23 protein-coding genes are annotated in these 23,605 nt (G+C 62.0%); 9 read left to right on the top strand and 14 right to left on the bottom strand.

Annotated elements, in window-relative coordinates:
- Nucleotides 1-121: 121 nt before the first annotated feature.
- Both LVD12_RS14940 and epmB read right to left on the bottom strand, forming a co-directional pair.
- On the bottom strand, nucleotides 122-1,792 hold the full coding sequence (locus LVD12_RS14940) for a cyclic-di-GMP receptor FimW-related protein (protein ID WP_237068525.1): 1,671 nt from the start codon (nucleotides 1,790-1,792) through the stop codon (nucleotides 122-124).
- A 146-nt stretch (nucleotides 1,793-1,938) separates the two neighbouring features.
- On the bottom strand, nucleotides 1,939-2,976 hold the full coding sequence (epmB, locus tag LVD12_RS14935; protein WP_237068524.1) for an EF-P beta-lysylation protein EpmB: 1,038 nt from the start codon (nucleotides 2,974-2,976) through the stop codon (nucleotides 1,939-1,941).
- Between the two features lie 127 nt (nucleotides 2,977-3,103).
- Here epmB and efp point away from each other — a divergent pair, with 127 nt between their 5' ends.
- A complete protein-coding gene (gene efp, locus LVD12_RS14930) occupies nucleotides 3,104-3,676 on the top strand; it encodes an elongation factor P (protein ID WP_237068523.1) in 573 nt (190 codons plus the stop codon).
- A 62-nt stretch (nucleotides 3,677-3,738) separates the two neighbouring features.
- Nucleotides 3,739-4,698, top strand: coding sequence for an EF-P lysine aminoacylase EpmA (gene epmA / locus LVD12_RS14925; protein ID WP_237068522.1), 960 nt, complete (start codon nucleotides 3,739-3,741; stop codon nucleotides 4,696-4,698).
- A 9-nt stretch (nucleotides 4,699-4,707) separates the two neighbouring features.
- Here epmA and LVD12_RS14920 read toward each other — a convergent pair whose 3' ends face one another.
- From LVD12_RS14920 to acs, 6 genes are all read right to left on the bottom strand, one after another.
- Nucleotides 4,708-5,508 carry a GNAT family N-acetyltransferase gene (locus LVD12_RS14920; RefSeq protein WP_237068521.1) on the bottom strand — a complete coding sequence of 267 codons (801 nt, stop codon included), beginning with the start codon at nucleotides 5,506-5,508 and terminating at the stop codon, nucleotides 4,708-4,710.
- Nucleotides 5,509-5,580: 72 nt separating this feature from the next.
- Complete coding sequence (cysE, locus tag LVD12_RS14915; RefSeq protein ID WP_237068520.1) at nucleotides 5,581-6,402, bottom strand: serine O-acetyltransferase; 822 nt, start codon at nucleotides 6,400-6,402, stop codon at nucleotides 5,581-5,583.
- 27 nt (nucleotides 6,403-6,429) lie between these two features.
- Entirely contained in the window at nucleotides 6,430-7,416 is a 987-nt protein-coding gene (locus LVD12_RS14910) for a serine/threonine protein kinase (protein ID WP_237068519.1), read from the bottom strand.
- Nucleotides 7,417-7,770: 354 nt separating this feature from the next.
- On the bottom strand, nucleotides 7,771-8,151 hold the full coding sequence (locus LVD12_RS14905) for a DUF6632 domain-containing protein (RefSeq protein WP_237068518.1): 381 nt from the start codon (nucleotides 8,149-8,151) through the stop codon (nucleotides 7,771-7,773).
- A 35-nt stretch (nucleotides 8,152-8,186) separates the two neighbouring features.
- Nucleotides 8,187-8,558: a VOC family protein gene (locus LVD12_RS14900; RefSeq protein WP_237068517.1), complete on the bottom strand. Its 372-nt coding sequence runs from the start codon at nucleotides 8,556-8,558 to the stop codon at nucleotides 8,187-8,189.
- 199 nt (nucleotides 8,559-8,757) lie between these two features.
- Nucleotides 8,758-10,695: an acetate--CoA ligase gene (gene acs / locus LVD12_RS14895; protein WP_237068516.1), complete on the bottom strand. Its 1,938-nt coding sequence runs from the start codon at nucleotides 10,693-10,695 to the stop codon at nucleotides 8,758-8,760.
- A 258-nt stretch (nucleotides 10,696-10,953) separates the two neighbouring features.
- Here acs and LVD12_RS14890 point away from each other — a divergent pair, with 258 nt between their 5' ends.
- A complete protein-coding gene (locus LVD12_RS14890; protein ID WP_237068515.1) occupies nucleotides 10,954-11,307 on the top strand; it encodes a cupin domain-containing protein in 354 nt (117 codons plus the stop codon).
- A 45-nt stretch (nucleotides 11,308-11,352) separates the two neighbouring features.
- On the opposite strand, the gene panC is transcribed toward LVD12_RS14890, so the two are convergent.
- Entirely contained in the window at nucleotides 11,353-12,201 is an 849-nt protein-coding gene (gene panC / locus LVD12_RS14885; protein ID WP_237068514.1) for a pantoate--beta-alanine ligase, read from the bottom strand.
- A gap of 296 nt (nucleotides 12,202-12,497) precedes the next feature.
- Between panC and LVD12_RS14880 the strand changes: the two genes are divergently transcribed.
- From LVD12_RS14880 to LVD12_RS14855, 6 genes are all read left to right on the top strand, one after another.
- The gene (locus LVD12_RS14880) at nucleotides 12,498-13,262 is read left to right on the top strand and encodes a DUF6515 family protein (protein ID WP_237068513.1); all 765 of its coding nucleotides are present in this window, start codon (nucleotides 12,498-12,500) and stop codon (nucleotides 13,260-13,262) included.
- Nucleotides 13,263-13,575: 313 nt separating this feature from the next.
- Nucleotides 13,576-15,498 (top strand): biosynthetic arginine decarboxylase, encoded by a 1,923-nt coding sequence (gene speA / locus LVD12_RS14875; protein ID WP_237068512.1) that lies wholly within the window; start codon nucleotides 13,576-13,578, stop codon nucleotides 15,496-15,498.
- Between the two features lie 76 nt (nucleotides 15,499-15,574).
- Complete coding sequence (locus LVD12_RS14870) at nucleotides 15,575-16,768, top strand: saccharopine dehydrogenase family protein (protein ID WP_237068511.1); 1,194 nt, start codon at nucleotides 15,575-15,577, stop codon at nucleotides 16,766-16,768.
- A 59-nt stretch (nucleotides 16,769-16,827) separates the two neighbouring features.
- The gene (gene nspC, locus LVD12_RS14865) at nucleotides 16,828-18,084 is read left to right on the top strand and encodes a carboxynorspermidine decarboxylase (RefSeq protein ID WP_237068510.1); all 1,257 of its coding nucleotides are present in this window, start codon (nucleotides 16,828-16,830) and stop codon (nucleotides 18,082-18,084) included.
- Nucleotides 18,085-18,129: 45 nt separating this feature from the next.
- On the top strand, nucleotides 18,130-19,011 hold the full coding sequence (gene speB, locus LVD12_RS14860; RefSeq protein ID WP_237068509.1) for an agmatinase: 882 nt from the start codon (nucleotides 18,130-18,132) through the stop codon (nucleotides 19,009-19,011).
- A 103-nt stretch (nucleotides 19,012-19,114) separates the two neighbouring features.
- A complete protein-coding gene (locus LVD12_RS14855) occupies nucleotides 19,115-19,738 on the top strand; it encodes a DUF6515 family protein (RefSeq protein WP_237068508.1) in 624 nt (207 codons plus the stop codon).
- A gap of 94 nt (nucleotides 19,739-19,832) precedes the next feature.
- Here LVD12_RS14855 and dnaB read toward each other — a convergent pair whose 3' ends face one another.
- The 5 genes from dnaB to rpsF form a co-directional block, all read right to left on the bottom strand.
- Complete coding sequence (gene dnaB, locus LVD12_RS14850; protein ID WP_237068507.1) at nucleotides 19,833-21,275, bottom strand: replicative DNA helicase; 1,443 nt, start codon at nucleotides 21,273-21,275, stop codon at nucleotides 19,833-19,835.
- Between the two features lie 142 nt (nucleotides 21,276-21,417).
- Nucleotides 21,418-21,864: a 50S ribosomal protein L9 gene (rplI, locus tag LVD12_RS14845; protein ID WP_237068506.1), complete on the bottom strand. Its 447-nt coding sequence runs from the start codon at nucleotides 21,862-21,864 to the stop codon at nucleotides 21,418-21,420.
- A 37-nt stretch (nucleotides 21,865-21,901) separates the two neighbouring features.
- On the bottom strand, nucleotides 21,902-22,741 hold the full coding sequence (locus tag LVD12_RS14840; RefSeq protein ID WP_237068505.1) for a YybS family protein: 840 nt from the start codon (nucleotides 22,739-22,741) through the stop codon (nucleotides 21,902-21,904).
- A 45-nt stretch (nucleotides 22,742-22,786) separates the two neighbouring features.
- Nucleotides 22,787-23,017: a 30S ribosomal protein S18 gene (rpsR, locus tag LVD12_RS14835; protein ID WP_020411626.1), complete on the bottom strand. Its 231-nt coding sequence runs from the start codon at nucleotides 23,015-23,017 to the stop codon at nucleotides 22,787-22,789.
- A 12-nt stretch (nucleotides 23,018-23,029) separates the two neighbouring features.
- The gene (gene rpsF / locus LVD12_RS14830; protein WP_237068504.1) at nucleotides 23,030-23,470 is read right to left on the bottom strand and encodes a 30S ribosomal protein S6; all 441 of its coding nucleotides are present in this window, start codon (nucleotides 23,468-23,470) and stop codon (nucleotides 23,030-23,032) included.
- Nucleotides 23,471-23,605: the final 135 nt, after the last annotated feature.

Here is a 23,605-nt window from a genome sequence, read left to right as displayed (position 1 = left end):
GCTACTGCGGCGGCCGCTGGCGCGACCGCAGGCACCGGGAGGGGCCCGGCGCTCAAAGATACCAAGTTTAGGTCGCGTCAGCCGTCACTTACAAGGGTACCGCCGGCTGTCGAGAGGTCGGTCACACAAAGCTGAAGCAGGCGAACCCTTTCCCGACCTCCACTTCACTGCCCAACCTCAGCGAGCGCCCGCCGGGTCGGGCCAGCAGTTCGACGCGGTCCCCGCTTTTGAACAGTGGCTTTGGCAGTACCAATGTCGCGCCCCCCTGGCCGGCCGCTCGCAGCAGCAGGCCGGAGATCGGCGCCGAAAGGTGGCCCGCGTCAGTCTGGCGCTGCACCCGGACTGCCAGGGCTTCGGACGCCAGCAGTTCCACCCCAACCCGACAGTGGTCGGACAGGGTGCACTGCCAGCGCACCACGGCCAGCTGCCAGGAATCCGTCAGCCGCACCGCCAGCAACTCTCCGGTCCGCACCTTTTGCGCCAGCTCACTGTCCAGCCTGAGCCCCATGCCGGCACTGCTGAAGTCGACCACCCCCGCCTCCCGCGGGCGATACCGGTCAGCCCGGGAGTCCCGCACCCCGCCCTGCCAGCGGCCGCCAAAGCTCGGGGCGCTGGGGAGAAGGCCGCCGAATTCGGCCGCCTGCCGACGCAGGCTGGGACGGGTCGCATCCTCCGACACGGGTTCGCAGGGGCCGCCACACAGACGTTCGATCACGTCGCGATCCGGCGGTGTGCCACTGTCCAGGTGGTGACAGGCCGCGCCGAGTCCGACAAGGATCTCACAGCGCTGCTCGGTGGGGGTACGGCGCTGCTGGCGACCGAACTGATCCGCCCAGCCGTGATAGACGCGACGGAGCAGCTCGTCCCGCTGGACCTCGCCGGAGAGCTGTTCCAGCAGGCGCTTCAGGTCGATTTTCCAGCCCAGTGGCGCGGTGAAATGGCGCAGGTCGAGCTGGCAGTTCTCCACACGGTTGGCAGGAATCGGCGGCTGGTCCAGCGCCAGTGATGCGAGCAGGGCGCTGCCGCGATCGGTGTATTCAGCCTCGATAAAGGCACTGCGCTGCCACTGGTGGGTCAGTGACCACAGCCTCTCCTGGTCTGGTTCGGAAAGCTGGCCCGGGTTGGCGCTGGCAAACAGCGCGACCTGAATGTAAGCCCAGGCAACGCAGTCGCGCCGCTGCGGATGATGGCGATCCCGCACTGTCTGGTCCGCGAGCTTCTGCGCCCGGGCGAGCTGCACCAGCAGCTGCAGGTTGCGCCAGCTGTGGCGAGGCGTCTCCACCGAGAACAGGGGGGCCAGCTGCAGCAGGCGCCGATAGGCATCCACAGCGCGATGGAGCGCGCGGACATTGCGCCGGCGGGACAGCAGTCGCAGCCCCGGTTCCAGGCGGATCTGCTGGGCCAGGGCACTGTAGGCCAACGCCAGCTGCTGCAGGACCCGGGTGGCAGTGCGTACATCCGCCTGCAGCGACGGGCCGGTGGCCTGAATCTGACCGGCCCGGCGCAGCGCCATGCCATCCACACAGGCAAGCGCGTATTCACGCACCAGCTCGAGCATCTGCAGACGACGGGAGGAAGAGCCGCGCCAGCGGGCAATTTCATCGGCAAGGGTAATCAGCAGGGCAGACAGCCGCTGCTGGTCACTGGACTGATAGGGCTGCAGGCACTGGTCCGCGAGCCAGTGGTAAAGCTGGCGCTCGTCGTCGCAACCGCAGGAGAGTGCATCCAGCGAGAGCGTTGGCAGCTGCAGCCGCGCAAATAAATCTGAGGCGGTGACCGCTTTTCGGGTCACCGCTTGAGAGGAAGCTTCCGGCATTTTTTCTAACCATCCTTTGGTTAGCGGCCAGTATAGGAAGCGGTGATTTCGTCAAACAAGCGGGGCAGGATGAATTGCCCGCCAAAATTGTGAAATTCGTCGTCGCGAAACTGTGCCCGGGTTCAAATCGGGGTCTTGGATGGCTCGCCGGCGATTTCCCGCACCAGTCGCGGCACCAGGTAACCGGGCAGGCGCCGCCGGATGGCCTCGACCAGCGCGCGGGCCCGATCATCCGGCACCTCGAAATGGGCCGCACCCTGTACCCGGTCCAGCTGGTGCAGGTAATAGGGCATGACGCCCGAATCAAACAGGCGCTCACTGAGTTCCGCCAGCGCCGTCTCCGAATCATTCACCCCACGCAGGAGCACCGCCTGGTTGAGCAGCGTCACTCCGGCCTCGCGGAGCCGCTGGAGCGATGCGCGCACCGTGGCATCAATCTCGTTGGCGTGATTGCAATGCAGCACCAGCACCGGTTTGAGGCGGGAGCCAGCCAGCCACTGGAGCAACTCCGCGGTGATACGGCTGGGCGCCACGATCGGCAGGCGGGTGTGCACCCTCAGAGTGGTCAGCTGCGGGATGTCCGCCAGTTCGCCGGCGAGCCATTGCAGCTGCCGGTCACCCAGCACCAGCGGATCGCCACCGCTCAGGATCACCTCCCGCAACCCGGCCTGGGCGCGGACATAGTCCAGTGCGCCCTGCCACTGGCTGCGGTTCAGGTGGTTGTCGCCATAGGGGAACAGGCGGCGGAAGCAATAGCGGCAATTGACCGCGCACTGCCCTGCCACGATCAACAGGAGACGACCGTGATACTTGTGTACGACCCCCGGCACTGGATTGGCAGCGCTCTCCCCCAGCGGGTCCGGACCGAAACCCGGCGCGGCCTCCAGTTCCGGCGCGCCCGGCAGCACCTGCTGCAGCAGCGGATCCGCGGGATCCCCCTTCACCATTCTTGCAATGAACGGCCGCGGCACCCGCAGGGCAAAGTCATCGCTGGCGCGCAGCGCCGCCGGCAAGTGGGCCGGGTCCAGCGCCAGCAGCTCGATCAGCTCTCGTGGATCCGTGACCAGGTCGGCCAGCTCAGCCTGCCAGCGCCGCTCGCTGGACGCAGCGGAGCCATCGCTGACGAGGATTTCACGGGGGGCTGGGGCGTGCTGTATCATATCGGGCTATTCGAATTGCGCGGGCGCGCAAATTTTAAGCACCCAGACCAAAATTGGAAGGGCGAAAATTGAAAGGAGGGCTGGCTGCCATTCGCCGGCCTCCCAACAGCTTTATTCAGAGGAATCCATGGCTAGTTACTCCACCAACGAATTCAAGGGCGGTCTCAAGGTGATGCTGGACGGCGACCCCTGCTCCATCGTGGAAAATGAATTCGTCAAACCCGGCAAGGGCCAGGCGTTCAACCGCGTCAAGCTGCGCAACCTGAAGACCGGCCGGGTCTGGGAGCGCACCTTCCGCTCCGGCGAGAGCCTCGAGTCCGCCGACGTGATGGACCGCGACATGGAGTACCTCTACAACGACGGCGAGTTCTACCACTTCATGGAGCCGGAGACCTTCGAGCAGCACCAGGCCAGCGTTGACGCAGTGGGCGACGCCGCCAAGTGGCTCAAGGAGCAGGATGTGTGCACCGTGACCCTGTACAACGGCTCCCCGCTGGCGGTGACCCCGCCCAACCACGTGATTCTGGAAATCACCGACACCGATCCCGGTCTGCGCGGCGATACTGCTCAGGGCGGCACCAAGCCAGCCACCCTTTCTACCGGTGCCGTGGTCAAGGTGCCTCTGTTCCTGGAAATCGGCGAGACCGTCAAAGTGGACACCCGCACCGGCGAATACCTGGGTCGCGCCAAGGAAGACTGATCCCGCGGCCCGACCAACCCTACCGCCGCCATCCGGCGGCGGTAACCCTACACTCTTCTCCTATGACTTCGACAACAACACCGTGGCAGCCCAGCGCCAGCCTGAAGGCCCTGCGCGAGCGCGCCGCCCTGCTGGCTCAGATCCGCCGCTTCTTTGCCGACCGCAGGGTACTGGAAGTCGAGGTACCGGTGCTGTCCCGCCGGGCGACCAGCGACCCCCATATCGACTCCATTACCGCCCTGTGCACCGGTGAGCCCGCCTATCTGGCCACCAGCCCCGAGTTCGGCCTGAAACGGCTGCTGGCCGCCGGATTCGGCGACTGCTACTCCCTGGGCAAGGCCTTTCGCGAGGGCGAGGCCGGCGGCCGCCACAACCCGGAGTTCACCATGCTCGAGTGGTACCGGGTGGGCTGGGATGACCGCCAGCTGATGACAGAGGTGGGGGAGCTGCTGGGCCAGGTACTCAACACCGACCGGATTCAGTCCCTCAGCTACCGCGAGCTGTTCCAGCGGCACCTGCAGCTGGATCCCCACAGCGCCAGCGACGAGGAGTTGCGGGATTGTGTCGCGCGGGAAGTGGAGCTCTCTTTCGTCCCTACCGGGCGCGACGAGTGTCTCGACCTGTTGATGAGCCACCGACTGGAGCCTGCCATGGGCGAGGGCATCACCCTGGTCTACGATTTTCCCGCCAGTCAGGCTGCCCTGGCGCGGGTGACAGAGGACGACACCGGCACCCTGGTGGCGCGGCGTTTTGAGGCCTATGTGGGGGGCCTGGAGCTGGCCAACGGCTACTGGGAGCTCACCGACGCTGAGGAGCAATTGCGCCGTTTCGAGGCTGACCACCGCTACCGCGCCATGCAGAAACTGCATGTCTATCCGTTCGAGGAGCGGCTGGTGGCCGCGCTGGAGGCAGGTATGCCGGACTGTGCCGGTGTTGCCCTGGGTGTGGACCGGCTGCTGATGCTGGCGGGTGGCTACCAGCGGATCGAGGAGGTCATCGCCTTCCCCATCGAGCGCGCCTGAGGCACCGCCTCAGGGCTCAAAGCGGTAGCAGGCCACCTCGCCCACGGCGAAGAAACCCACTTCCAGCAACAGCTCCTGGCGATCGGCCGGGGTCAGCGCCACCGTGTGTTTGTGGTGGCTGGCCTGCAACTGCGCAACCAGGTAGTGGAACAGGGCGCGGCCAACCCCCTGCCCCCGATGCTTTTCCTCCACGTACAGGTCGTAGAAGCCGAGGGCATCCGCCGACGCGTACAGCGCGGCACCGGCGACCAGCTCACCATCGATCCAGCCGCCGTAGTAACGCAGGCGACTGCGCTTTGGTTCCGGCACCTGGGCCAGGGCCTGGTAGAACTTGCGGATCTGCGGCCCCTCCCGCTCACCACTGTAGGCCTGTGCCTGCAGCTTACCGTACTCCTCGAGGGCATCCGCATTTACCGGCCGCAACTCCAGCTTGTCCTGCAGCGAGGGGGGCAACTCTGTGTCCGCTGCCAGCCGCACCACTTCACTGGCCATGGCCACCATCGACGGCTGCCGCTTGAAGCCCAGTTCCAGCATTTCGCCCTCATCGAGGGGCTTGTTGGCGCAGTGCCAGAGGGTGAACGGGCTGTGGCGCTCGCGGAAATAGTCCACCACAAATCGCTGCAGGATTCGCGACGGCATCACCGCCGTGGTGACCGCCTGGTTGAAGGTATGTGACAACAGGCCGCTGTCGGTGCGGAGAACGCCGGTGATCTCCTTGGTGGCATCCACGTTCATCAGCCCGGCGCAGTAGCTGGCACGGGCCTCGAGGTTGCGACTGACGAGATTCTTGGCGCTGAGAGAGTATTTCATGCCTGTAAGAATAGCTTCCTTTGCCCCGCCGCCACGCTGGATGCACTGGCGACAACAGGTGCTCCGAACGCCTCAGGGGAGCTGCCGCTCCACCTGGGTCAGGGCGCACTGGTCCATGGAGAGTGCCGGCTGTTCACAGCTGGCATCACAGATCACTTTGGCCGGCACCCCGGCCACCAGTTTCTTCTCCGGCACCGACTTCAATACCACACTGCCCGAGGCCACCTGCGCACAGCGGCCGATCTCGATATTCCCGAGCACCTTGCTGCCGGCCCCGATCAGCACACCCTCCCGCACTTTCGGATGGCGATCACCGCTCTCCTTGCCGGTCCCGCCAAGGGTAACAGACTGCATCAGTGAGACATTGTCCTCCACCACCGCGGTCTCCCCAACCACGATACCGGTGGCATGGTCGAGCAGGATACCCTGCCCGAGGCGGGCAGCGGGATGGATATCGACACTGAAGACTACGGAGATCCGGTGCTGCAGGAACAGGGCCAGTGAACGGCGCTTCTCACGCCAGAGCCAGTGGGCAACCCGGTAGGCCTGCAGCGCATGGAAACCCTTGAAGTAGAGGAACGGCTCATACAGTGATTTGCAGGCGGAATCCCGCTGGAACACCGCGGTGAGGTCCGCCCGAGCCGCGCGGCCGATGGCCGGATCCGCCGCCAGCGCCTCATCGATGACCTCACGGATCAAAAGCGCCGGTGCCACCGGGCTGTCGAGTTTGTTGGCCAGGTGGAAACTCAGCGCCTGCTCCAGCGTGGCGTGGTTGAGAATCGTGGCGTGCAGGAAACTGGCCAGTATCGGTTCCAGCTCCGCCTGGGTCGCCACACCGGCTCGGATCTCGCGCCACAGGGCATCGGCCTCTTTCACGACTTCGCGGGTTGCCATTGCTAATTCTCTATTCCTTATTCCTTTTCAGACTGCACCCAGGGTCAGTGGCGGCTCCCGCAACAGGGCCTGCTGCTCCCGCAGCGCCAGTATATGCTCAGCCCAGAACCGCGGGCTGTTGAACCAGGGGAAAGCCAGCGGGAAGGCCGGATCCTGCCAGCGCCGGGCCAGCCAGGCGGCATGATGCATCTGCCGCAGGCACCGCAGTGGTTCGACCAGTTGCAGCTCCCGCGGATCGAAGCGGGTAAAGGTCTCGTAGCCCTCGATCACCGCATCCAGGTAGGCGGTCTGTTCGTCGCGGCTGCCGGAGAGCATCATCCAGATATCCTGGATAGCCGGACCGGTGAGGCAATCGTCCAGGTCCACAAACCAGGGCGTCTCGTCACGCCAGAGGAAATTGCCGGCGTGGCAGTCACCATGCAGTCGCAGCTGGCGCCAGGACTGGTCGAAAAGCGGCGCAATCCGCTCGATGATATCGGCGGTTACCGACTCATAGGCCAACCGGTTCTCCGGCGGCAGGAAATCCCCGCTCAGAATGAATTCGCGGCTGTCGATGGCAAAGTGTTGCAGGGTCAGAGCCGGGCGATGCTCGAAGGGTCGCGCTGCGCCTACCGCGTGGATACGGCCAAGCATGATCCCCACCTGCTCCAGGTGATCAAAATTGTCCAGCTCCACCTGGCGCCCACCCCGGCGCGGGAACAGGGCAAAGCGGAACCCCTGGAATTCCATCAGCGTCCGGCCCTCGAACGCCAGCGGCGCCACCACCGGAATTTCCGCCTCGACCAGCTCGCGGGAGAAGTCATGCTCCTCCTGAATCTGCGCGTCGGACCAGCGACCGGGGCGATAGAACTTGGCAATCAGCGGTTCCGCACCCTCGATGCCTACCTGGTAGACCCGGTTTTCGTAGCTGTTGAGGGGAAAGATCCTCGCATCGGACAACAAACCCACCGACTCGACGGCGTCGATCACCACATCCGGTGTCAGGGCTTCATAAGGGTGGTGGCTTTGGGACATAGAGGCTACCGACTGGCTAGGGGCCGCCAATGCTAACGCGCCGGGGCGGGCTGGCCAACTGCCATGCCAGCTCCGAACCATGGATACAGACGGACCCGGCGAGCCCGCTTACGACTATGTCTGCGCTCAGGTGTCTGCCAGATCGACCGGGCGCTGCGCCTTTTTGACGGCACCTTCGTCACCGGCGGCAAATGCACAAAGCGAACGCATCACCATGGATATGATTGCTGCTCTCATGGCAGACCTCCTCACTGCGGGCACCTCTCGCTGCTGGCGCTCTCCGATGGCTTGCAGGCTAACGGGAAGGAAACGCCGCAGGAAATTGTTGTTGCCAATGGTTGCCATTGCCGACCTCTATACGCGCCGTCGTTTCATCAGGTAGCCGAGCACCAGCGCCACCAGGAACAGGGCCGGCACATCCCCGAGCAGGTTCATCCGTTCCGCGGGGTCGGCGATGGCCTGCACCAGCATGATTCCGCCGTGAACAACACTGGACCAGACCGTGAACCAGATCAGGCTGGCGTTGGCATCGGGGTCCCGGGCGGCAAGGACGAGAAATACACCGAGCGTCGCATAGATCCCCATGATCATCTGCTCATACTCGTGCTGGCGCGGCTCCCAGCCCCAGCCTTCAGGCCAGACCCACATCATCATCGGATAGAGACCGAAGATAAAAAGCAGGCCGAACAGGATCAGGCAGAGCTTCAGCAGGCGATTGGCGATCGTTGGCGTCACCGTGGGCGTGCTCCGTTGTCAGGCTTGCGTCGCATTCACTGCACATCCGGCAGGTGACAGACGACCTCCAGGTTGTTGCCGTCTGGATCGAGTACATAGGCCGCATAGTAGTGCTCGTGGTATTCCGGGCGCAGCCCCGGGGCACCGTTATCTTTTCCCCCGGCATCAATGGCCGCGCGGTAAAAGGCATCGACCGTCTCGCGGTCATCCGCCCGATAGGCGAGATGCACGCCCGGTGTGGTGGTATTACCGCCCTTGATCCACAGATCGGGCTTGTCGGCCCAGCCAAAACCCGCCCACTCATTGAACTCAAGGATCAGTTCATAACCCAGCGGCGCCAAAGCCAGCCGATAGAACTCCTTGCTGCGGTCATAGCTGTGAACGTGGATACCGATGTGATCGAGCATGGGGCTGTCCGACTTCCGGGGGCACAAGCAAATGCTGCAAAGGACGCCGGGCAGGTATGCAGTGCCAGTGTGACTGATTGTTAAAACTTATAGTGCACCAGCGGGATTCGTGCTCCGATCCATCACCCCACTTTCGGCAGAACCATAAAGTAAAAAAGCCGGGCAATGCCCGGCTTCCAGTCACAATGCGTACCTGGGACTAGCGGTTGGCGCGCTGCTCGATCAGTTCTTCCACCACTGAGGGATCCGCAAGCGTGGAGGTATCGCCCAGGTTTTCCAGCTCGTTGCAGGCGATCTTGCGCAGGATGCGGCGCATGATCTTGCCGGAGCGGGTCTTGGGCAGCCCGGGCGCCCACTGGATGATATCCGGCTTGGCGATGGGCCCGATTTCCTTCACGCACAGGTCTATCAGGGCCTGGCGCAATTCTTCGGAGGGCTCGTGCCCGGACTTCAGGGTGACGTAGGCATAGATGCCCTGCCCCTTGATGTCGTGCGGGTAGCCCACCACTGCCGCCTCGGCGGTGTCATCGTGCAGCACGATGGCACTCTCGATCTCCGCGGTGCCCAGACGGTGGCCGGAGACATTGAGCACGTCGTCGATGCGGCCGGTAATCCAGTAGTCACCATCGGCATCGCGACGGGCGCCATCGCCGGTAAAGTAGTAGCCGGGGAAGGTAGAGAAGTAGGTATCGATCATGCGCTGGTGGTCACCGAAGACCGAGCGGATCATGCTGGGCCAGCTGGCTTTCATCACCAGCGCCCCCTCGCCTTCCCCTTCGATCTCATGGCCTTTTTCGTCCAGCAGCGCCGGCTGTACACCGAAGAACGGCCTGGTGGCGGAGCCCGGCTTCATATCGATAGCACCGGGCAGCGGTGTGATCATGTGGGCGCCGGTTTCGGTCTGCCACCAGGTATCGACGATGGGACAGCGGCTGTCACCCACCACCTGGTAATACCACTCCCAGGCTTCCGGGTTGATGGGCTCGCCCACCGTACCCAGCAGCTTCAGGGAGCTGCGGTCGGTCTTCGTCACGTAGTCGTCGCCAGCGCCCATGAGAGCGCGGATGGCGGTGGGTGCGGTGTAGAAAATATTGACCTTGTGCTTGTCCACGACCTCCCAGCAGCGCGAGGCATCCGGATAGGTCGGTACCCCCTCAAACATCAGGCTGATGGCACCGACGGAGAGCGGGCCATAAACGATATAGCTGTGTCCGGTAATCCAGCCCACGTCGGCAGTACACCAGAAGACATCACCCTCCTTGTAATCGAAGGTGTACTTGAACGTCATCGAGGCCATCAACAGGTAGCCAGCGGTGGTGTGCAGCACGCCCTTTGGTTTGCCGGTGGAACCGGAGGTGTAGAGGATAAATAGCGGGTCCTCCGCGTTCATCACCTCCGGTTCGCAGTCAGCACTCTGCTCAGCCACGGATTCGGCGTACCAGATATCGCGCTTGCTGTCCCAGTCCACATTCGCGCCGGTGCGCTTGACCACCAGCGCGGTATGGACGTCGGTACAGTCGGACAGGGCCTGATCCACATTGGCCTTCAATGGCACCTTCTTGCCTCCCCGCACACCCTCGTCCGCCGTGATGACCACACGGCAGTCGCTGTCGAGAATGCGGTCCTTGAGGGACTCCGGTGAGAAACCGCCGAACACCACCGAGTGCACGGCACCGATGCGCGCGCACGCCAGCATGGCGTAGGCCGCCTCGGGAATCATCGGCATGTAGATGCAGACGCGATCGCCTTTATTGACTCCCCGGGCCCGCAACAGGTTGGCCAGCCGGCACACCTGTTCGTGCAGCTCGGCATAGGTGATGGTCTTGCTGTCTGCGGGGTCGTCGCCTTCCCAGATAAAGGCTGCCTGCCCGGCACGGGCAGGCAGGTGGCGATCGATACAGTTGACGGTGACGTTCAGGGCGCCGTCGGCAAACCAGGCCGCATGCCCGCGCTTCAGGTCCTCTTCGCGGACTTTGCTGAAGGGCTTCTGCCATTGCAGGAAGTCTTTGGCCTGCTGGGCCCAGAAGGCATCCGGATCCTCGACGGACTGGCGGTAGAGCTTCTCGTAGTCTTCGGCACGGATATGTGCCTCGGCGGCGAACTCCGCCGGCACCCGGCGGATATGGACTTCGGACATCGTTCTCTCCCTTATTGGTCTTATTCGGGCCTCATCGCGCTGCCGCGGGTCGGCGGCAGCCGGTTCCTCAGCGGTCAGTCTGGTCGGTCAGTTATACCATCCACGCCCAAAAAATGACAACGCTGTCAGAATGCAGTCTATTCCATGGTACCGCGCCATCCCCCCGCTTTCACCGCCGCACACGGATTGCAGTGCCATTTTTGCGCCAGCGCGGGCACAATAACCGCCACAGAAAGTGATCACATTTTGAGGTGAACCATGAACAAGAAACTGTTGCGCATCGTCGAGGGTAATGGGGAGCGGGAAACCGGCCCGGTGGCGGAGGAGAAGCTGCTGGCTGGAAAGCCACAACAGCTCACCGAGCACTTCTTTACCAATGCGAAAGAAAATTTCTTCTGCGGCATCTGGTCCTCGGATGCCGGCAAGTGGAAGCTCAGCTACAGCGAAGACGAGTTCTGCTACATCATCGACGGGGAGGCCATCATCACCGATGCGGACGGCCACAGCGAGCGGGTCGTGACCGGTGATGCGTTCTGTATTCCGGCGGGCTTTGAGGGCAGCTGGGAGACGATTGGCAGCGTAAAGAAGTTTTACGCCATCTACGAGGAGTAAGCGGCTGGCGCCGTGCGACCCGAGCGGTCGCACAGCGCCGACTGATCAGAGTTCGAGGGAAACGTTGTCGATCAGCCGTGCCGCGCTGGTATACATGGCGCCCAGCACGGTGATCTCACGGTCATCGTGGGCGGCCGGCTCCAGGTTGCGGCTGTTGCGGATGGAGAAGTAATCCACCTGGAAGCCACTGTCCTCGATCTCCTTTCTCGCTTCCGCTTCCAGTTCCGCAAAGTCCCGGCGACCCTGCTCGATCGCTTCGCGGACCCGGTTCAGTGACCGGTTCAGCACCGCAACCCTGGGGCGCTCTTCCGGGGTGATATAGCTGTTGCGAGAACTCATCGCCAGGCCATCGGACTCCCGGTGCACCGGCGCGGGCACAATTTCCACCGGAATGCACAGATCCTCCACCATACGACGGATGATCGCCAGCTGCTGGAAGTCCTTGATCCCGAAAACGGCCTTCTGCGGCTGCACGATATTGAACAGCTTGGCCACCACGGTGGTGACACCCTCGAAGTGGCCGGGGCGGCTCGCACCGCAGAGCACATCGGTCATGGCCGGGCAAACAACACGGGTCTGCTGGTCCATTCCGTTGGGGTAGATCTCACTCTCCTCCGGGTGGAACAGGAAATCGCAGCCCACCGCGCGCAGTCGCGCCATGTCCTGCTCCATGGTACGGGGATACTTGTCCCAGTCCTCATTGAGACCGAACTGCAGGCGGTTGACGAAAATGGACACCACCACCATGTCGCAGTGCTGCTGGGCTATTTTGACCAGCTCGATATGCGCATCGTGGAGATTGCCCATGGTGGGCACGAAGCCGATGCTCTTGCCCTGAGAGCGCGCTTCAGCCAGCGCCTCCCGCAGGCTTGCTACATGATGAAAGACTTGCATCTGTGTCTCCCCGCCTGGATAACCCGGTTCCAATGTGCGCGGCATCATACTCGCAGCCCAGTGCCCCCACAACACGGATCCGAAGCCAAAGCACCTGAAAGTGACCGAAATTCGCCGAACCCGACGCTGGCTGAGAGGATCAAACCAAAAACCGAACAACCCCTCGCTATTGCCCCACCTCCGCCAGCCAAGATTCTGGACAGCATTGCGGCCGGTTCAGGAAGGATTCAGTTGCCCGCCGGTAACCTGCCTTCCATCGTATCAGAGGCCGCGTCGGCGGCACCTTGGAGAGCGACATGAAAACACTAATTTCGACCCTCGCCGCCGCCAGCCTGTTGCTGGCCCTGCCCGCGCTTGCTGACAATGACCGCCGGCACAACCTGCGCGGCGGCGACAGCCAGCTGAGCGGCTCCGCCTTTGAGCGTGCCTACAAAAAGGAAAAGCAGCGTCAGCGGGAGCAATACCGCGGCCGCGGCAACAACAACCACCAGGGCGACAACCGCCAGGGTGATCACCGTCCGAAGGGCCGGCCGGACCGGGATCACGGCGGCAAGCGCTGGAAGCCTGACGGCAAGCCCGGGCATCCAGGCCGGGACCACGCCTGGGGACACGACAGGGACCGGGATCGGGACTGGGACCGCGACCACCACAAGCGGCCATATCACGGCAAACCCTATTACGCCAAGCACGGAGACTGGAAGCGCCATTACAAGCGCAAGTACCGCCACAAGCATGGGCGCCATTGCGGCCATCGCCACCACTGGCGTCCGGCGCATTACCACTACGGCTACCGCTGGCGCCACCTGCCGCAGAATTTCATCCGCATCAGCGTTGGAGGGCTCGGCTTCTTCTACAGTGACGGCATTTTCTACCGGCCCTATCAGGGTGCCTATGTGGTTGCACAACCGCCCGTTGGCGCCATCGTCACCAGTCTGCCGGGAACCGCGGTGAGCGTGGTCTTCGGTGGTCGCAACTACTATGTTGCCTATGACACCTACTATCTCTGGGACGAATACCGTCGCGGCTACCGCATCGTGGACAACCCGGGCATCTACTACTGAGCCTCACCGGAACGCAACCTGCATTTTCTCGGGGCAGCCAGTCGGCTGCCCCTTCTTATTTTCTTCGCCACCAAAAACCGAATAAGAATTTGGTTTTGCACCATGGCGCCCCAGCACTTACCCTCGAAGTCAGCGCCACCCCCCAAACTGGCGCAAAAAATTCTTTTCGATGGATTTACCCCAACTGAAACCGAATAAAAATTTAACTTTTGCGGTTCAAATTTTTTCATATTTTGTTATCTATAGTTATTGCTTTCCCAGCACACTCGGCGCAACATTCGCGCCCCTTCAGGCCCCGGATCGTTGAGGCGTCATGAAAAAGCAACAAGTAAAAGAGTGGACCTGCGAAGACTCCGCGGAGTTCTATGGCATCCGCAACTGGGGTGCCGGCTACTTTGACCTGAATGAAAGTGGTGAAATCACCGTCAGCGTCAAAAACAAAGCCGGTGATACCAACACAGTCTCGCTGATGGACATTGCCAACGGCGCGATCGAGCGCGGCCTCGGCATGCCCCTGTTACTGCGAATCGAGAACCTGCTCGATGCCCAGGTGGCACTCATCAACGAATCATTTGCCCATGCGATCGAGCAGTGCGGTTACCGCAATGTTTTCCGTGGTGTTTTTCCCATCAAGGTCAACCAGCAATGCCAGGTCATCGAAGAGATCGCCAAGGCTGGCAAACCCTACAATCACGGTCTCGAAGCCGGCAGTAAGGCCGAGTTGATTACAGCCCTGTCGACCCTGGAAAGCACCGACTCACTGATTGTGTGTAATGGCTACAAGGACGAGGAATTCATCAATCTCGGGCTGCAGGCGATGCGCCTCGGTGTGCAGGTGTTCTTTGTGGTGGAAACCCCGTCGGAAGTCGCCACTATTATCCGCTGTGCCGAACGGGAACAGGTGCGCCCGAACATCGGTGCCCGCGTCAAGCTCGCATCCAAGGTCGGCGGTTACTGGAACGCTACCAGTGGCGACCGCAGCATCTTCGGCCTCGGCAGTAACGACCTGATCGCCATGGTCGACGAACTGCGTCGCCACGACATGCTCGACTGCCTGAAGCTGTTGCACTATCACCTGGGATCACAGGTCCCCAACATCCGCGATATCCGCACCGGTGTACTGGAAGCCTGCCGTTACTACGCCGACCTGGTCGAAGAAGGTGCAGCGATGGGCTACCTCGACCTGGGTGGCGGCCTCGCGGTGGACTACGACGGCTCCAAGACCAACGATACCCACAGCCGCAACTACTCGCTGGATGAGTACTGTGTGGACGTGGTCGAGGCAATCATGGGCACGCTCGACAGCGAAGGCGTGGAACACCCTGTCATCATTACAGAATCCGGTCGGGCCACTGTCGCCTACTCTTCGGTGCTGCTGTTCGACATTCTCGACACAACCCGCTACGAGCCTGTGACGATCGAAAGCAGCAAGGTTGGCGAAGATGACCACCCGATGCTCCGCTATCTGAAGGAAGCGGTCGAAGGCGTCGTCGCGGACAACCTTCAGGAGAGCTATAACGATGCCCTCTACTACCGGGATGAAATCCGCTCCCTGTACCTGCATGGCCAGGTGAGCCTGCGCGAACGCGCCAATGCGGAAAACCTGTTCCTGTATGGGGCGCAGAAGATTCGCACCCTACTGGATGAAGTGGAGGAAGTCCCGGTCGATCTGCAGTCGCTGCCGGAGGCACTGTCGGATATCTATTACGGCAATTTCAGCCTGTTTCAGTCCCTGCCGGATATCTGGGCCATCGACCAGCTGTTCCCGCTGGTGCCGATTCACCGCCATGACGAGGCCCCGACCCGCTCTGCCATCATCGCGGATATCACCTGCGACTGCGACGGCAAGATCGATCGGTTCATCGGCCGGCAGGAAGAACACCGCACCCTGTCACTGCATGAGCTGCGGGAGGACCAGGACTATATCCTCGGCGCCTTCCTGGTGGGCGCCTACCAGGAAACCCTCGGCGATCTGCACAACCTGTTCGGGGACACCAACGTGGTGAGCGTTCGGATCCACGAAGACGGCAGTTTCGACTACAGCCGCGAAATTTACGGTGACAGTATTGCCGACGTGCTGAGCTATGTGGAGTATCGCCCGCAGGATATGTTCGAGCGCTTCCGAAAACTGGCAGAAAAAGCTGTCAAGGAAGGGCGCATCAGTGCCCAGCAGCGCAAGCAGATCCTGCATACCTATACCGCCAGCATGAGTGGCTACACCTACTTTGAGAAATAACGTTGGGTGGGGCAGCGAGATGCCACCCCGCCCACTCCGCCAGAGTGGCGACCGCGAAAATTAGTGGAGGATTTTCATGGCCAGAGTACTGATCATCGGCGCCGGTGGCGTCGGCCAGGTGGTGGCACACAAGTGTGCCCAGGTGGAGGATGTATTCGAACACATTACCCTGGCGAGCCGAACCAAGAGCAAATGTGACAAGATCGCAGTGATGCTGCCGCGCAAGATCGATACGGCAGAAGTGGACGCAGACAACGTGCCCGAGCTGGTCAAGCTGATCGAAAAAGTGAAGCCGGACATGGTGATCAACGTCGCCCTGCCCTACCAGGATCTGCATATTATGGATGCGTGCCTGGAAACCGGCGTGCATTACCTGGATACCGCCAACTACGAGCCGCCCGAGGAGGCCAAGTTCGAGTACAAGTGGCAGTGGGCCTACCAGGAAAAATTCGAGAAGGCCGGCCTGATGGCACTGCTGGGCAGTGGCTTCGACCCCGGCGTTACCAGTGTCTTCACTGCGCACGCGAAGAAGCATCACTTCGATCGCATGAAGACCCTCGACATTCTCGACTGTAATGCGGGCGATCATGGCCTGCCGTTTGCCACCAACTTCAACCCGGAAATCAATATCCGCGAGATCACTGCCAACGGCCGCTACTGGGAGGGCGGTGAATGGGTCACGACCAAACCGCTGGAGTACAAGCGGGTTTTCGATTTCCCCGAGGGCATCGGCGAGAAAGACATCTATTTGCTCTACCACGAAGAGCTGGAATCCCTGTCGAAGCATTTCCCGGAGCTGGAGCGTGCGCGCTTCTGGATGACCTTCTCTGCCAACTACCTCAAGCACCTGGAAGTGCTGCAGAATGTCGGCATGACCGGCATTGAGCCGGTGGAATTCCAGGGGCAGGAGATCGTACCGATTCAGTTCCTCAAGGCCCTGCTGCCCGACCCGGCCAGCCTCGGCCCGCTGACCAAGGGCAAGACCTGTATCGGCAACATCATCCGCGGCATCAAGGATGGCAAGGAAAAGATTTACTACGTCTACAACATCTGTGATCACCAGGAGTGCTACAAGGAGGTCAAGTCCCAGGCCATCTCCTACACCACCGGTGTACCGGCAATGATCGGCGCCAAGATGATGCTGGAAGGCAAGTGGATGAAGCCGGGGGTATGGAACCTGGAACAACTGGATCCGGATCCGTTCATGACCGATCTCAATCGCTATGGCCTGCCCTGGCAGGAGACCTGGCTGGACGAACCCTTCCAGTAATTCATCGTCACCTGCTGTAGGGGGCCGCACGGGCCCCTGTCTTTGCGACGGAAGCCACTATGGACCTGACCCCCCGACTGGATTATTTCGGTAATTTCGACCCGAGCCGGGTGCCCTCACCCTGCTTCGTGGTTGATGAGCGGGCCCTGCGCGACAACCTCGCAGTGCTCGCCGATGTGCAGCACCGCAGTGGCGCCAAGGTGCTGGCCGCGCTCAAGGCTTTTTCGATGTGGAGCACCGGCCCCATCGTGGCGGAATACCTGTCTGGCGCCTGCGCCAGTGGCCTGCACGAAGCAAAACTGGCTTATGAGGAATACGGTGGCCGGGACCGGGACAAAGAAGTCCATGTCTTCAGTGCCGGCTACAAGGAGGAGGAACTGCGGGAGATCCTGCAGTTCGCCCACCATGTCATTTTCAATTCCTTCTCGCAGTGGAAGCGCTACAAAAACCTCTGCCTGGAGACACAGAAGAAGCGCCCCGAGCTGCGCTTTGGCCTGCGCATCAACCCTGAGCATTCCGAGGGACACACCGAGCTCTATGACCCGTGTGCCCCCTGCTCACGGCTCGGCATCGTGCGCTCGCTGTTCGAGGGCGAGGATCTGGAAGGCCTCAGCGGCCTACATTTTCATACCCTCTGCGAACAGGACTTCAAACCGCTGGAGCGAACCATCGCCGCGGTGGAGGAGAAGTTTGGCGAGTTGCTACCGCAGATGGAATGGATCAATTTCGGTGGCGGCCACCACATCACCCGCTGCGATTACCAGGTCGATGAACTGGTGGAAGCGGTAAGGACGTTCTCCCAAAAGCATCAGGTCCAGGTGTACCTGGAACCGGGCGAGGCAGTGGCACTGTTCGCAGGCATACTCGTCAGCGAGGTGGTCGATATCGCCTGGAACGGCCAGAATCAGGCCATCATCGACGTCTCTGCCACCTGCCACATGCCGGACGTGCTGGAGATGCCGTACCGGCCGGAAATTACCGGTGCCGCACGCCCCGGCGAGCTGCCCCACGATTATCGCCTCGGCGGCCAGAGCTGCCTCGCCGGGGACAGTATCGGTGAATACAGTTTCAGCGAACCGCTGAAGGTGGGAGACCGGCTGGTATTCGAGGAAATGGCCTACTACACAATGGTCAAGACCAATACATTCAATGGCATTCCCTTGCCGGCCATCGCGCTGTGGAATTCCGCTACCGACGAGCTGCAGATCATCAAGGAATTCGGCTACGAGGACTTCAAGGACAGACTCTCGGGCACCGAGCCCAAAATGCTCGGCTCCGGTAGCACCGCTGCCGGTGACAGCACCGGCTGCGCCTGACGTTCCCGATGAAAAAACGCAGGCTCGCTTAACAAGGTTCAACTCATGCTTTCAGAGAATGACTTCCCCATTTTCCTCGGCTCCGAGATCGAGCAACCCAAGCCCGAGGAAGCGCTGTTCCATGTGCTGCCGATTCCCTACGAGGAGACCGTGTCCTACGGCGGCGGCACCGGCAAGGGCCCCGCGGCGATCCTCGAGGCCTCCTGGCAGCTTGAGACGTTCGACAACTTCTCCTCGCCCAGCGAGCTCGGTATCTACACCCGCTCACCGGTCAATGTGTCCGGTTCGCCGGAACAGGTGATGGACAACATCGCCAATGCCACCCGGGAGATCCTTGAGGCGGGCAAGATGCCGGTGGGTATCGGCGGCGAACACTCCGTCACCTGGGGCGTGATCAAGGGCTACCTGGATGCGGGCATCAAGGATTTCGGCGTGGTGCAGATCGATGCCCACGCCGACCTGCGCGACCGCTACGAGGGCGAGAAACACAGCCACGCCAGCGTCATGCGCCTTGTAGTGGAAGCGGGTATCCCGCTGTTCCAGCTGGGCATCCGCGCCTACTGCGAGGAGGAGATGCAGGCACGCCAGCAATATGGCGTGCGCTATCTGGACGCCCACGAGCTGGTGCCCACCAATGTGCAGAGCCTGGAACTGCCGGAGGACTTCCCCAGCAAGGTGTTTTTCACCCTCGACGTAGACGGAATCGACCCGTCGGTCTTTCCCTCGACCGGGACACCGGTACCCGGCGGCCTGGGCTGGTACCAGACTCTGAACCTGTTCGAGTCGGTGGCCAAACAGCGTCAGATCATCGGTTTCGACCTGCTGGAGTTCGCCCCCATCGAGGGTTTCCACGCCTACGATTTTGCCGCGGCGCAGCTTCTATACAAGCTGATGGGGATCGTTCAGCGCAACCGGACGGTCAAATAGCACTGGCGGGCGGTTCACACTTCTTTACCGGAGGGCATGGCGCGCCACACCGGAAGCAGGTTAAAATTTAACCAATCTAGGCGATCTCTCCACTGGAGGAGTTGTGCAGACGTTGAAATTCCTGACCGGCGCCCTGGGACTGCTTGCCCTCGGCGCTTTCGCCTTTGCCCCGCCGGCAGATGCCCGCACGGCAACTCTGGATCGGCACGGCTACGGCCACCACAAACACTGGAAGCGGCACCACCACGGACACCGTTTCCACGGCCCCCGCGTATCGATCGGCTTTACTGTGCCAGTACTCCCCCATGGCTACCTGAGTCTGGCTGTGGGTGGCCGCCCCTACTACTACCACGGCGGTCATTACTACCGCCATGGCCCGCAAGGCTATGTGGTGGTCTCGGCGCCGCTGGGCGCCTCTGTGGTCTCCCTCCCGGCCAGTGCCGTGCAGGTCCAGATTGGCGGCGTCATCTACCACCAGTATGCGGATGCCTATTACCAGTGGCACCCGGCGCAACGCGCCTACGTGGTCGTGCCACCGCCGCCCGGTGCCGTGGCCGCACCGGCGGGCCCGGCCTCCTCCTATAACCCGGGCCAGGTCCTCGACACCCTGCCACCCGGCTACACCGCCGAGGTGATCAACGGTGTGCAGTACTACCGCTATGGCGATGACTACTTCATGCCGACACAGCGGGACGGTCGCGAAGTCTACGTGGTGGTGCAGATCTGACCCGCACTAGCTATCGCCGTGACTGCACCAGACAACGTAAACGAAAAAGGGCGAACCATCGGTTCGCCCTTTTTCATGTCGACCGGCCGCCCGCTCAGTCTCCCTGGTAATACTCCGGCGCCAGATTGTCGAAGCGGGTGTACTTGCCCACGAACGCGGCGCGGCAGGTGCCGATCTCACCATTCCGCTGCTTGCCGATGATCAGCTCCGCCATTCCCTTGTCCGGGCTGTCCTCGTTGTAATACTCATCCCGGTAAATGAACAGGATCACGTCCGCGTCCTGCTCGATGGCACCAGATTCCCGCAGATCGGAGTTCATCGGGCGCTTGTTGGGGCGCTGCTCCACACCGCGGTTCAGCTGCGAAAGGGCGATGACCGGGCAGTTGTACTCCTTGGCGAGGCCTTTCAGGGAGCGGGAGATCTCGGAGATTTCCTGGGTCCGCCCTTCGGTGGCGCCCTTCACCTGCATCAGCTGCAGGTAGTCGAGCATGATCAGCGCCGGCATGCTCCTGGCCTCTGCCTCCTCACGACTCAGCTTCGGGTTGTCCCGCATCAGCTTGTTGGTGTGATCGCGCACCGTGCGCTTGGTACGCGCCCGCACCTCACTGGGGGACAGGGCCGGCGTGTCATCGATGTAGAGCGCGCGGCCTTTCATCTTCTGCACCGCGCTGGAAAGCTTGGGCCAGTCGTCTTCCTGCAGCTTGCCGTTGCGGATACGACCCTGATCAATACGACCGATGGAGGAGAGCATCCGCATGACGAGGGCGTCGGAGGGCATCTCCATACTGAACACCAGGGTCGGATTCTCCTGGGACAGCATGGCCGTCTCGATAAAGTTCAGTGCCAGCGCCGTCTTACCCATGGATGGACGCGCGGCGAGGATGATCAGTTCTCCCGGCTGCCAGCCGGAAGTGCGCTGGTCCAGCTCGGTGAGGCCGGTGCCGAGACCGGTAATATCCCCCTCGGTCTTGAACAGTTCGTCGATGCGCTCGACGGTCTTCTTGAGCAGTGCGTCGACACCGACAAAGCCACCCTCTTTGGCGCGCCCCTCGGCAATCTCCGCCACCCGGCGCTCAGCCATCTGCAGCAGGTCGGCGGAGGCCAGCCCTCCGGGGTTGAAGCTGGTGCGGCTGATCTCCCCGGCAGCGGCGATCAGCTGGCGCAGCATCGAGCGCTCACGAACGATCTTGGCGTAGGCGACGATATTCGCTGCGGAGGGGGTGTTTTCGGCCAGTTCGGCCAGGTAGGCAGCGCCGCCCACTTCGGCCAGCAGGTCGCGGCTGGCCAGGGCTTCCGCCAGAGTGACGATATCCAGCGGCTGCTCACCATCCGCCAGCTGGGTCATGACCGTGAAGATGGTGCGGTGGCTGGCGACGAAAAAGTCCTGCTCGCTGAGCTGTTCCGCCACGCTGTCGATGCGGCTGGAGTCGAGCATCAGGCCACCGAGTACGGACTGCTCCGCCTCCACCGAATGCGGCAGGGGCGACGTGTCCTCGGTTCTCAGCTCTTCCTCTGGTACGGCGTACTCGTCGTTCATCGTTTTTCCGGCTACCAAAACACAACGGGCGCTGGACTCACGGGGAATCCAGCGCCCGATTGTAGCGCGACTGGCGGGAAATTGGCGCCTTTCAGGCCGGGATTACCCGCCCCGCTAAAGCGCCAAACCTGCCAGAAGACGCTTATTCGGCTTCGACAACCACCTTGACGGTAGTCAGGACGTCAGCGTGCAGCTGAACGTCGATGTCGTATTCGCCGGTCTCACGCAGGGTGCCCTGCGGCAGCTTGACTTCAGCCTTGGCCACTTCAACGCCAGCAGCGGTGATCGCATCGGCGATGTCGCGGGCGCCAATAGAACCGAACAGCTTGCCTTCGTCACCAGCGTTTGCAGTGATGGTGACAACAACACCAGCCAGCTTCTCGGCGCGGCTCTCGGCGGTACTCACCTTGGCAGCGGCAGCCGCTTCCAGTTCAGCGCGTTTGGCTTCGAATTCAGCGATGTTGGCGGCAGTCGCGGCGATGGCCTTGCCAGTGGGCAGCAGGAAGTTGCGGCCAAAACCGGCTTTCACCTCAACGCGGTCGCCCACGTTGCCCAGTTTACCTACTTTGTCGAGCAGAATGACTTCCATCTCGGTGTCCTCAATTTAAGTTTTGTGCGGACCGCGACTAAATTTTGGCGACGCGTCCGCGAATATCTATCCAGCTATCTATCAAGGCCAAGGTGCACAGGAGGCCGGCCAGGGGCAGCGCCACGATCACCAGGGCAATGTACATGACCACCAGTGGTCCGTTGCCCCACTCGCGACGGGCGACCAGCCAGTGGATCAGGGCAATCCCCGCCACCATCAGCGGAAAGGCGATCACCGCACCCCAGAAAGCGTAGTCCTCGGTCATGAGGCCATACACCCAGACCACCCAGCCCACTGCCGCCAGCGGCAACGGCAGGCGCAGCTGATGGAACTCCTGGCGAAAGCCGCCCGGGTTGTCCAGCATCGCCTGCCACCAGCGGCCAACCACCAGCGCCAGGACAGCGGTAATCGCCGACACCCAGCTCAGGTAGCCCGTGGCGATGGGCTCGCTGCCGAAGACCTGCTGCAGCTGTTCCGCCTGGGCACCGCCGGATTCCTCCGCTGCCGCCAGCAGGCTCTGCAACAGGCCACCACTAAAGTGAGCGCTGAGCAGAATGCCGGCCGCGGCAACGCCGGTGGTGACCACCAGGGCCTGCACCCAGGAACGGCTGCTCCGCAGTGCCACCGCGCCGCAGAACACTGCAGCGAGGTGGCTGGCGGCCAGGCCGGTCATCAGTGGTGAAACCCACTCGGCCGCGGCGAACACGACCACCGGCAGCATTGCCCAGGCCAGTACCATCAGGCCCTCGCTGCTACTGCGACGATGACTCAGACTGACCAGCGCCAGCGCGGCCGGACTGATCAGCGGGATACCCACCATCGTGATGAGCACCGCGCGTACGCGCCCGCGCATGATGAACTCGGCAAGGGCACGCACGACTAGATAGCTTCTCTAATAACTCGTCTAAGCAACGCGGGCTGCTTAGGCTTCGTGGCTGTCCGTGTACGGCAGCAGGGCCAGGTAGCGCGCGCGCTTGACGGCAGTAGCCAGCTGACGCTGGTACTTGGCCTTGGTGCCAGTGATACGGCTCGGAACGATCTTGCCGGTTTCAGAGATGTAGGCCTTCAGGGTATCGAGGTCTTTGTAGTCGATACGCTTGACGCCTTCGGCGGTGAAACGGCAGAACTTACGACGACGGAAAAAACGTGCCATCTGATTATCCCCTTACTCTTCGCTTTCAGCGTTATCGGAAGACTGGTCTTCGTCGGAAGACCGGTTGTCCTGCTCGGAACGCTCGCGACGCTCGGAGCGCTCAGCGCGCGCAGCCTTGCGCTCGCGGCTCTCTTTCTCAGCCTTCATGAGCGGGCTTTCTTCGGTGATCGCCTCATCTTCGCGCATCACCATGTTACGCAGAACGGCATCGTTGTAACGGAAGTTGGTGGTCAGCTCTTCCAGCGCCTCTTCCGTGCACTCGACGTTCATCAGCACGTAGTGAGCTTTGTGGATCTTGTTGATCGGGTAGGCCAGACGGCGACGGCCCCAGTCTTCCAGACGGTGAACCTGGCCACCGCTTTCTTTGATGGTGGTGGTGTAACGATCCACCATGCCAGGAACCTGCTCGCTCTGATCCGGGTGGACCAGGAATACAATTTCGTAATGACGCATTTTTGCTCCTTACGGGTTAAACAGCCTCCCGGGCAATCCGGTGAGGCAAGGAGTACAACGGGCCCCATACACAGACGGACCCCATTGCGGGCGGCGTATTCTATGCGTCCGCCCAGCTGGTTGCAAGTTGACCGA

Source organism: Microbulbifer guangxiensis (assembly GCF_021729075.1).
GTDB classification, from domain to species: Bacteria; Pseudomonadota; Gammaproteobacteria; order Pseudomonadales; family Cellvibrionaceae; genus Microbulbifer; species Microbulbifer guangxiensis.
This window is presented reverse-complemented; position numbering and strand designations above follow the sequence as displayed.

Excerpts from the sequence above, each read along its gene's own strand:
- epmB (WP_237068524.1), bottom strand. The coding sequence starts at position 2,976 with ATGATACAGCACGCCCCAGCCCCCCGTGAAATCCTCGTCAGCGATGGC.
- efp (WP_237068523.1), top strand. The coding sequence starts at position 3,104 with ATGGCTAGTTACTCCACCAACGAATTCAAGGGCGGTCTCAAGGTGATG.
- epmA (WP_237068522.1), top strand. The coding sequence starts at position 3,739 with ATGACTTCGACAACAACACCGTGGCAGCCCAGCGCCAGCCTGAAGGCC.
- LVD12_RS14920 (WP_237068521.1), bottom strand. The coding sequence starts at position 5,508 with ATGAAATACTCTCTCAGCGCCAAGAATCTCGTCAGTCGCAACCTCGAG.
- cysE (WP_237068520.1), bottom strand. The coding sequence starts at position 6,402 with ATGGCAACCCGCGAAGTCGTGAAAGAGGCCGATGCCCTGTGGCGCGAG.
- LVD12_RS14910 (WP_237068519.1), bottom strand. The coding sequence starts at position 7,416 with ATGTCCCAAAGCCACCACCCTTATGAAGCCCTGACACCGGATGTGGTG.
- LVD12_RS14900 (WP_237068517.1), bottom strand. The coding sequence starts at position 8,558 with ATGCTCGATCACATCGGTATCCACGTTCACAGCTATGACCGCAGCAAG.
- acs (WP_237068516.1), bottom strand. The coding sequence starts at position 10,695 with ATGTCCGAAGTCCATATCCGCCGGGTGCCGGCGGAGTTCGCCGCCGAG.
- LVD12_RS14890 (WP_237068515.1), top strand. The coding sequence starts at position 10,954 with ATGAACAAGAAACTGTTGCGCATCGTCGAGGGTAATGGGGAGCGGGAA.
- panC (WP_237068514.1), bottom strand. The coding sequence starts at position 12,201 with ATGCAAGTCTTTCATCATGTAGCAAGCCTGCGGGAGGCGCTGGCTGAA.
- LVD12_RS14880 (WP_237068513.1), top strand. The coding sequence starts at position 12,498 with ATGAAAACACTAATTTCGACCCTCGCCGCCGCCAGCCTGTTGCTGGCC.
- speA (WP_237068512.1), top strand. The coding sequence starts at position 13,576 with ATGAAAAAGCAACAAGTAAAAGAGTGGACCTGCGAAGACTCCGCGGAG.
- LVD12_RS14870 (WP_237068511.1), top strand. The coding sequence starts at position 15,575 with ATGGCCAGAGTACTGATCATCGGCGCCGGTGGCGTCGGCCAGGTGGTG.
- nspC (WP_237068510.1), top strand. The coding sequence starts at position 16,828 with ATGGACCTGACCCCCCGACTGGATTATTTCGGTAATTTCGACCCGAGC.
- speB (WP_237068509.1), top strand. The coding sequence starts at position 18,130 with ATGCTTTCAGAGAATGACTTCCCCATTTTCCTCGGCTCCGAGATCGAG.
- dnaB (WP_237068507.1), bottom strand. The coding sequence starts at position 21,275 with ATGAACGACGAGTACGCCGTACCAGAGGAAGAGCTGAGAACCGAGGAC.
- rplI (WP_237068506.1), bottom strand. The coding sequence starts at position 21,864 with ATGGAAGTCATTCTGCTCGACAAAGTAGGTAAACTGGGCAACGTGGGC.
- rpsR (WP_020411626.1), bottom strand. The coding sequence starts at position 23,017 with ATGGCACGTTTTTTCCGTCGTCGTAAGTTCTGCCGTTTCACCGCCGAA.
- rpsF (WP_237068504.1), bottom strand. The coding sequence starts at position 23,470 with ATGCGTCATTACGAAATTGTATTCCTGGTCCACCCGGATCAGAGCGAG.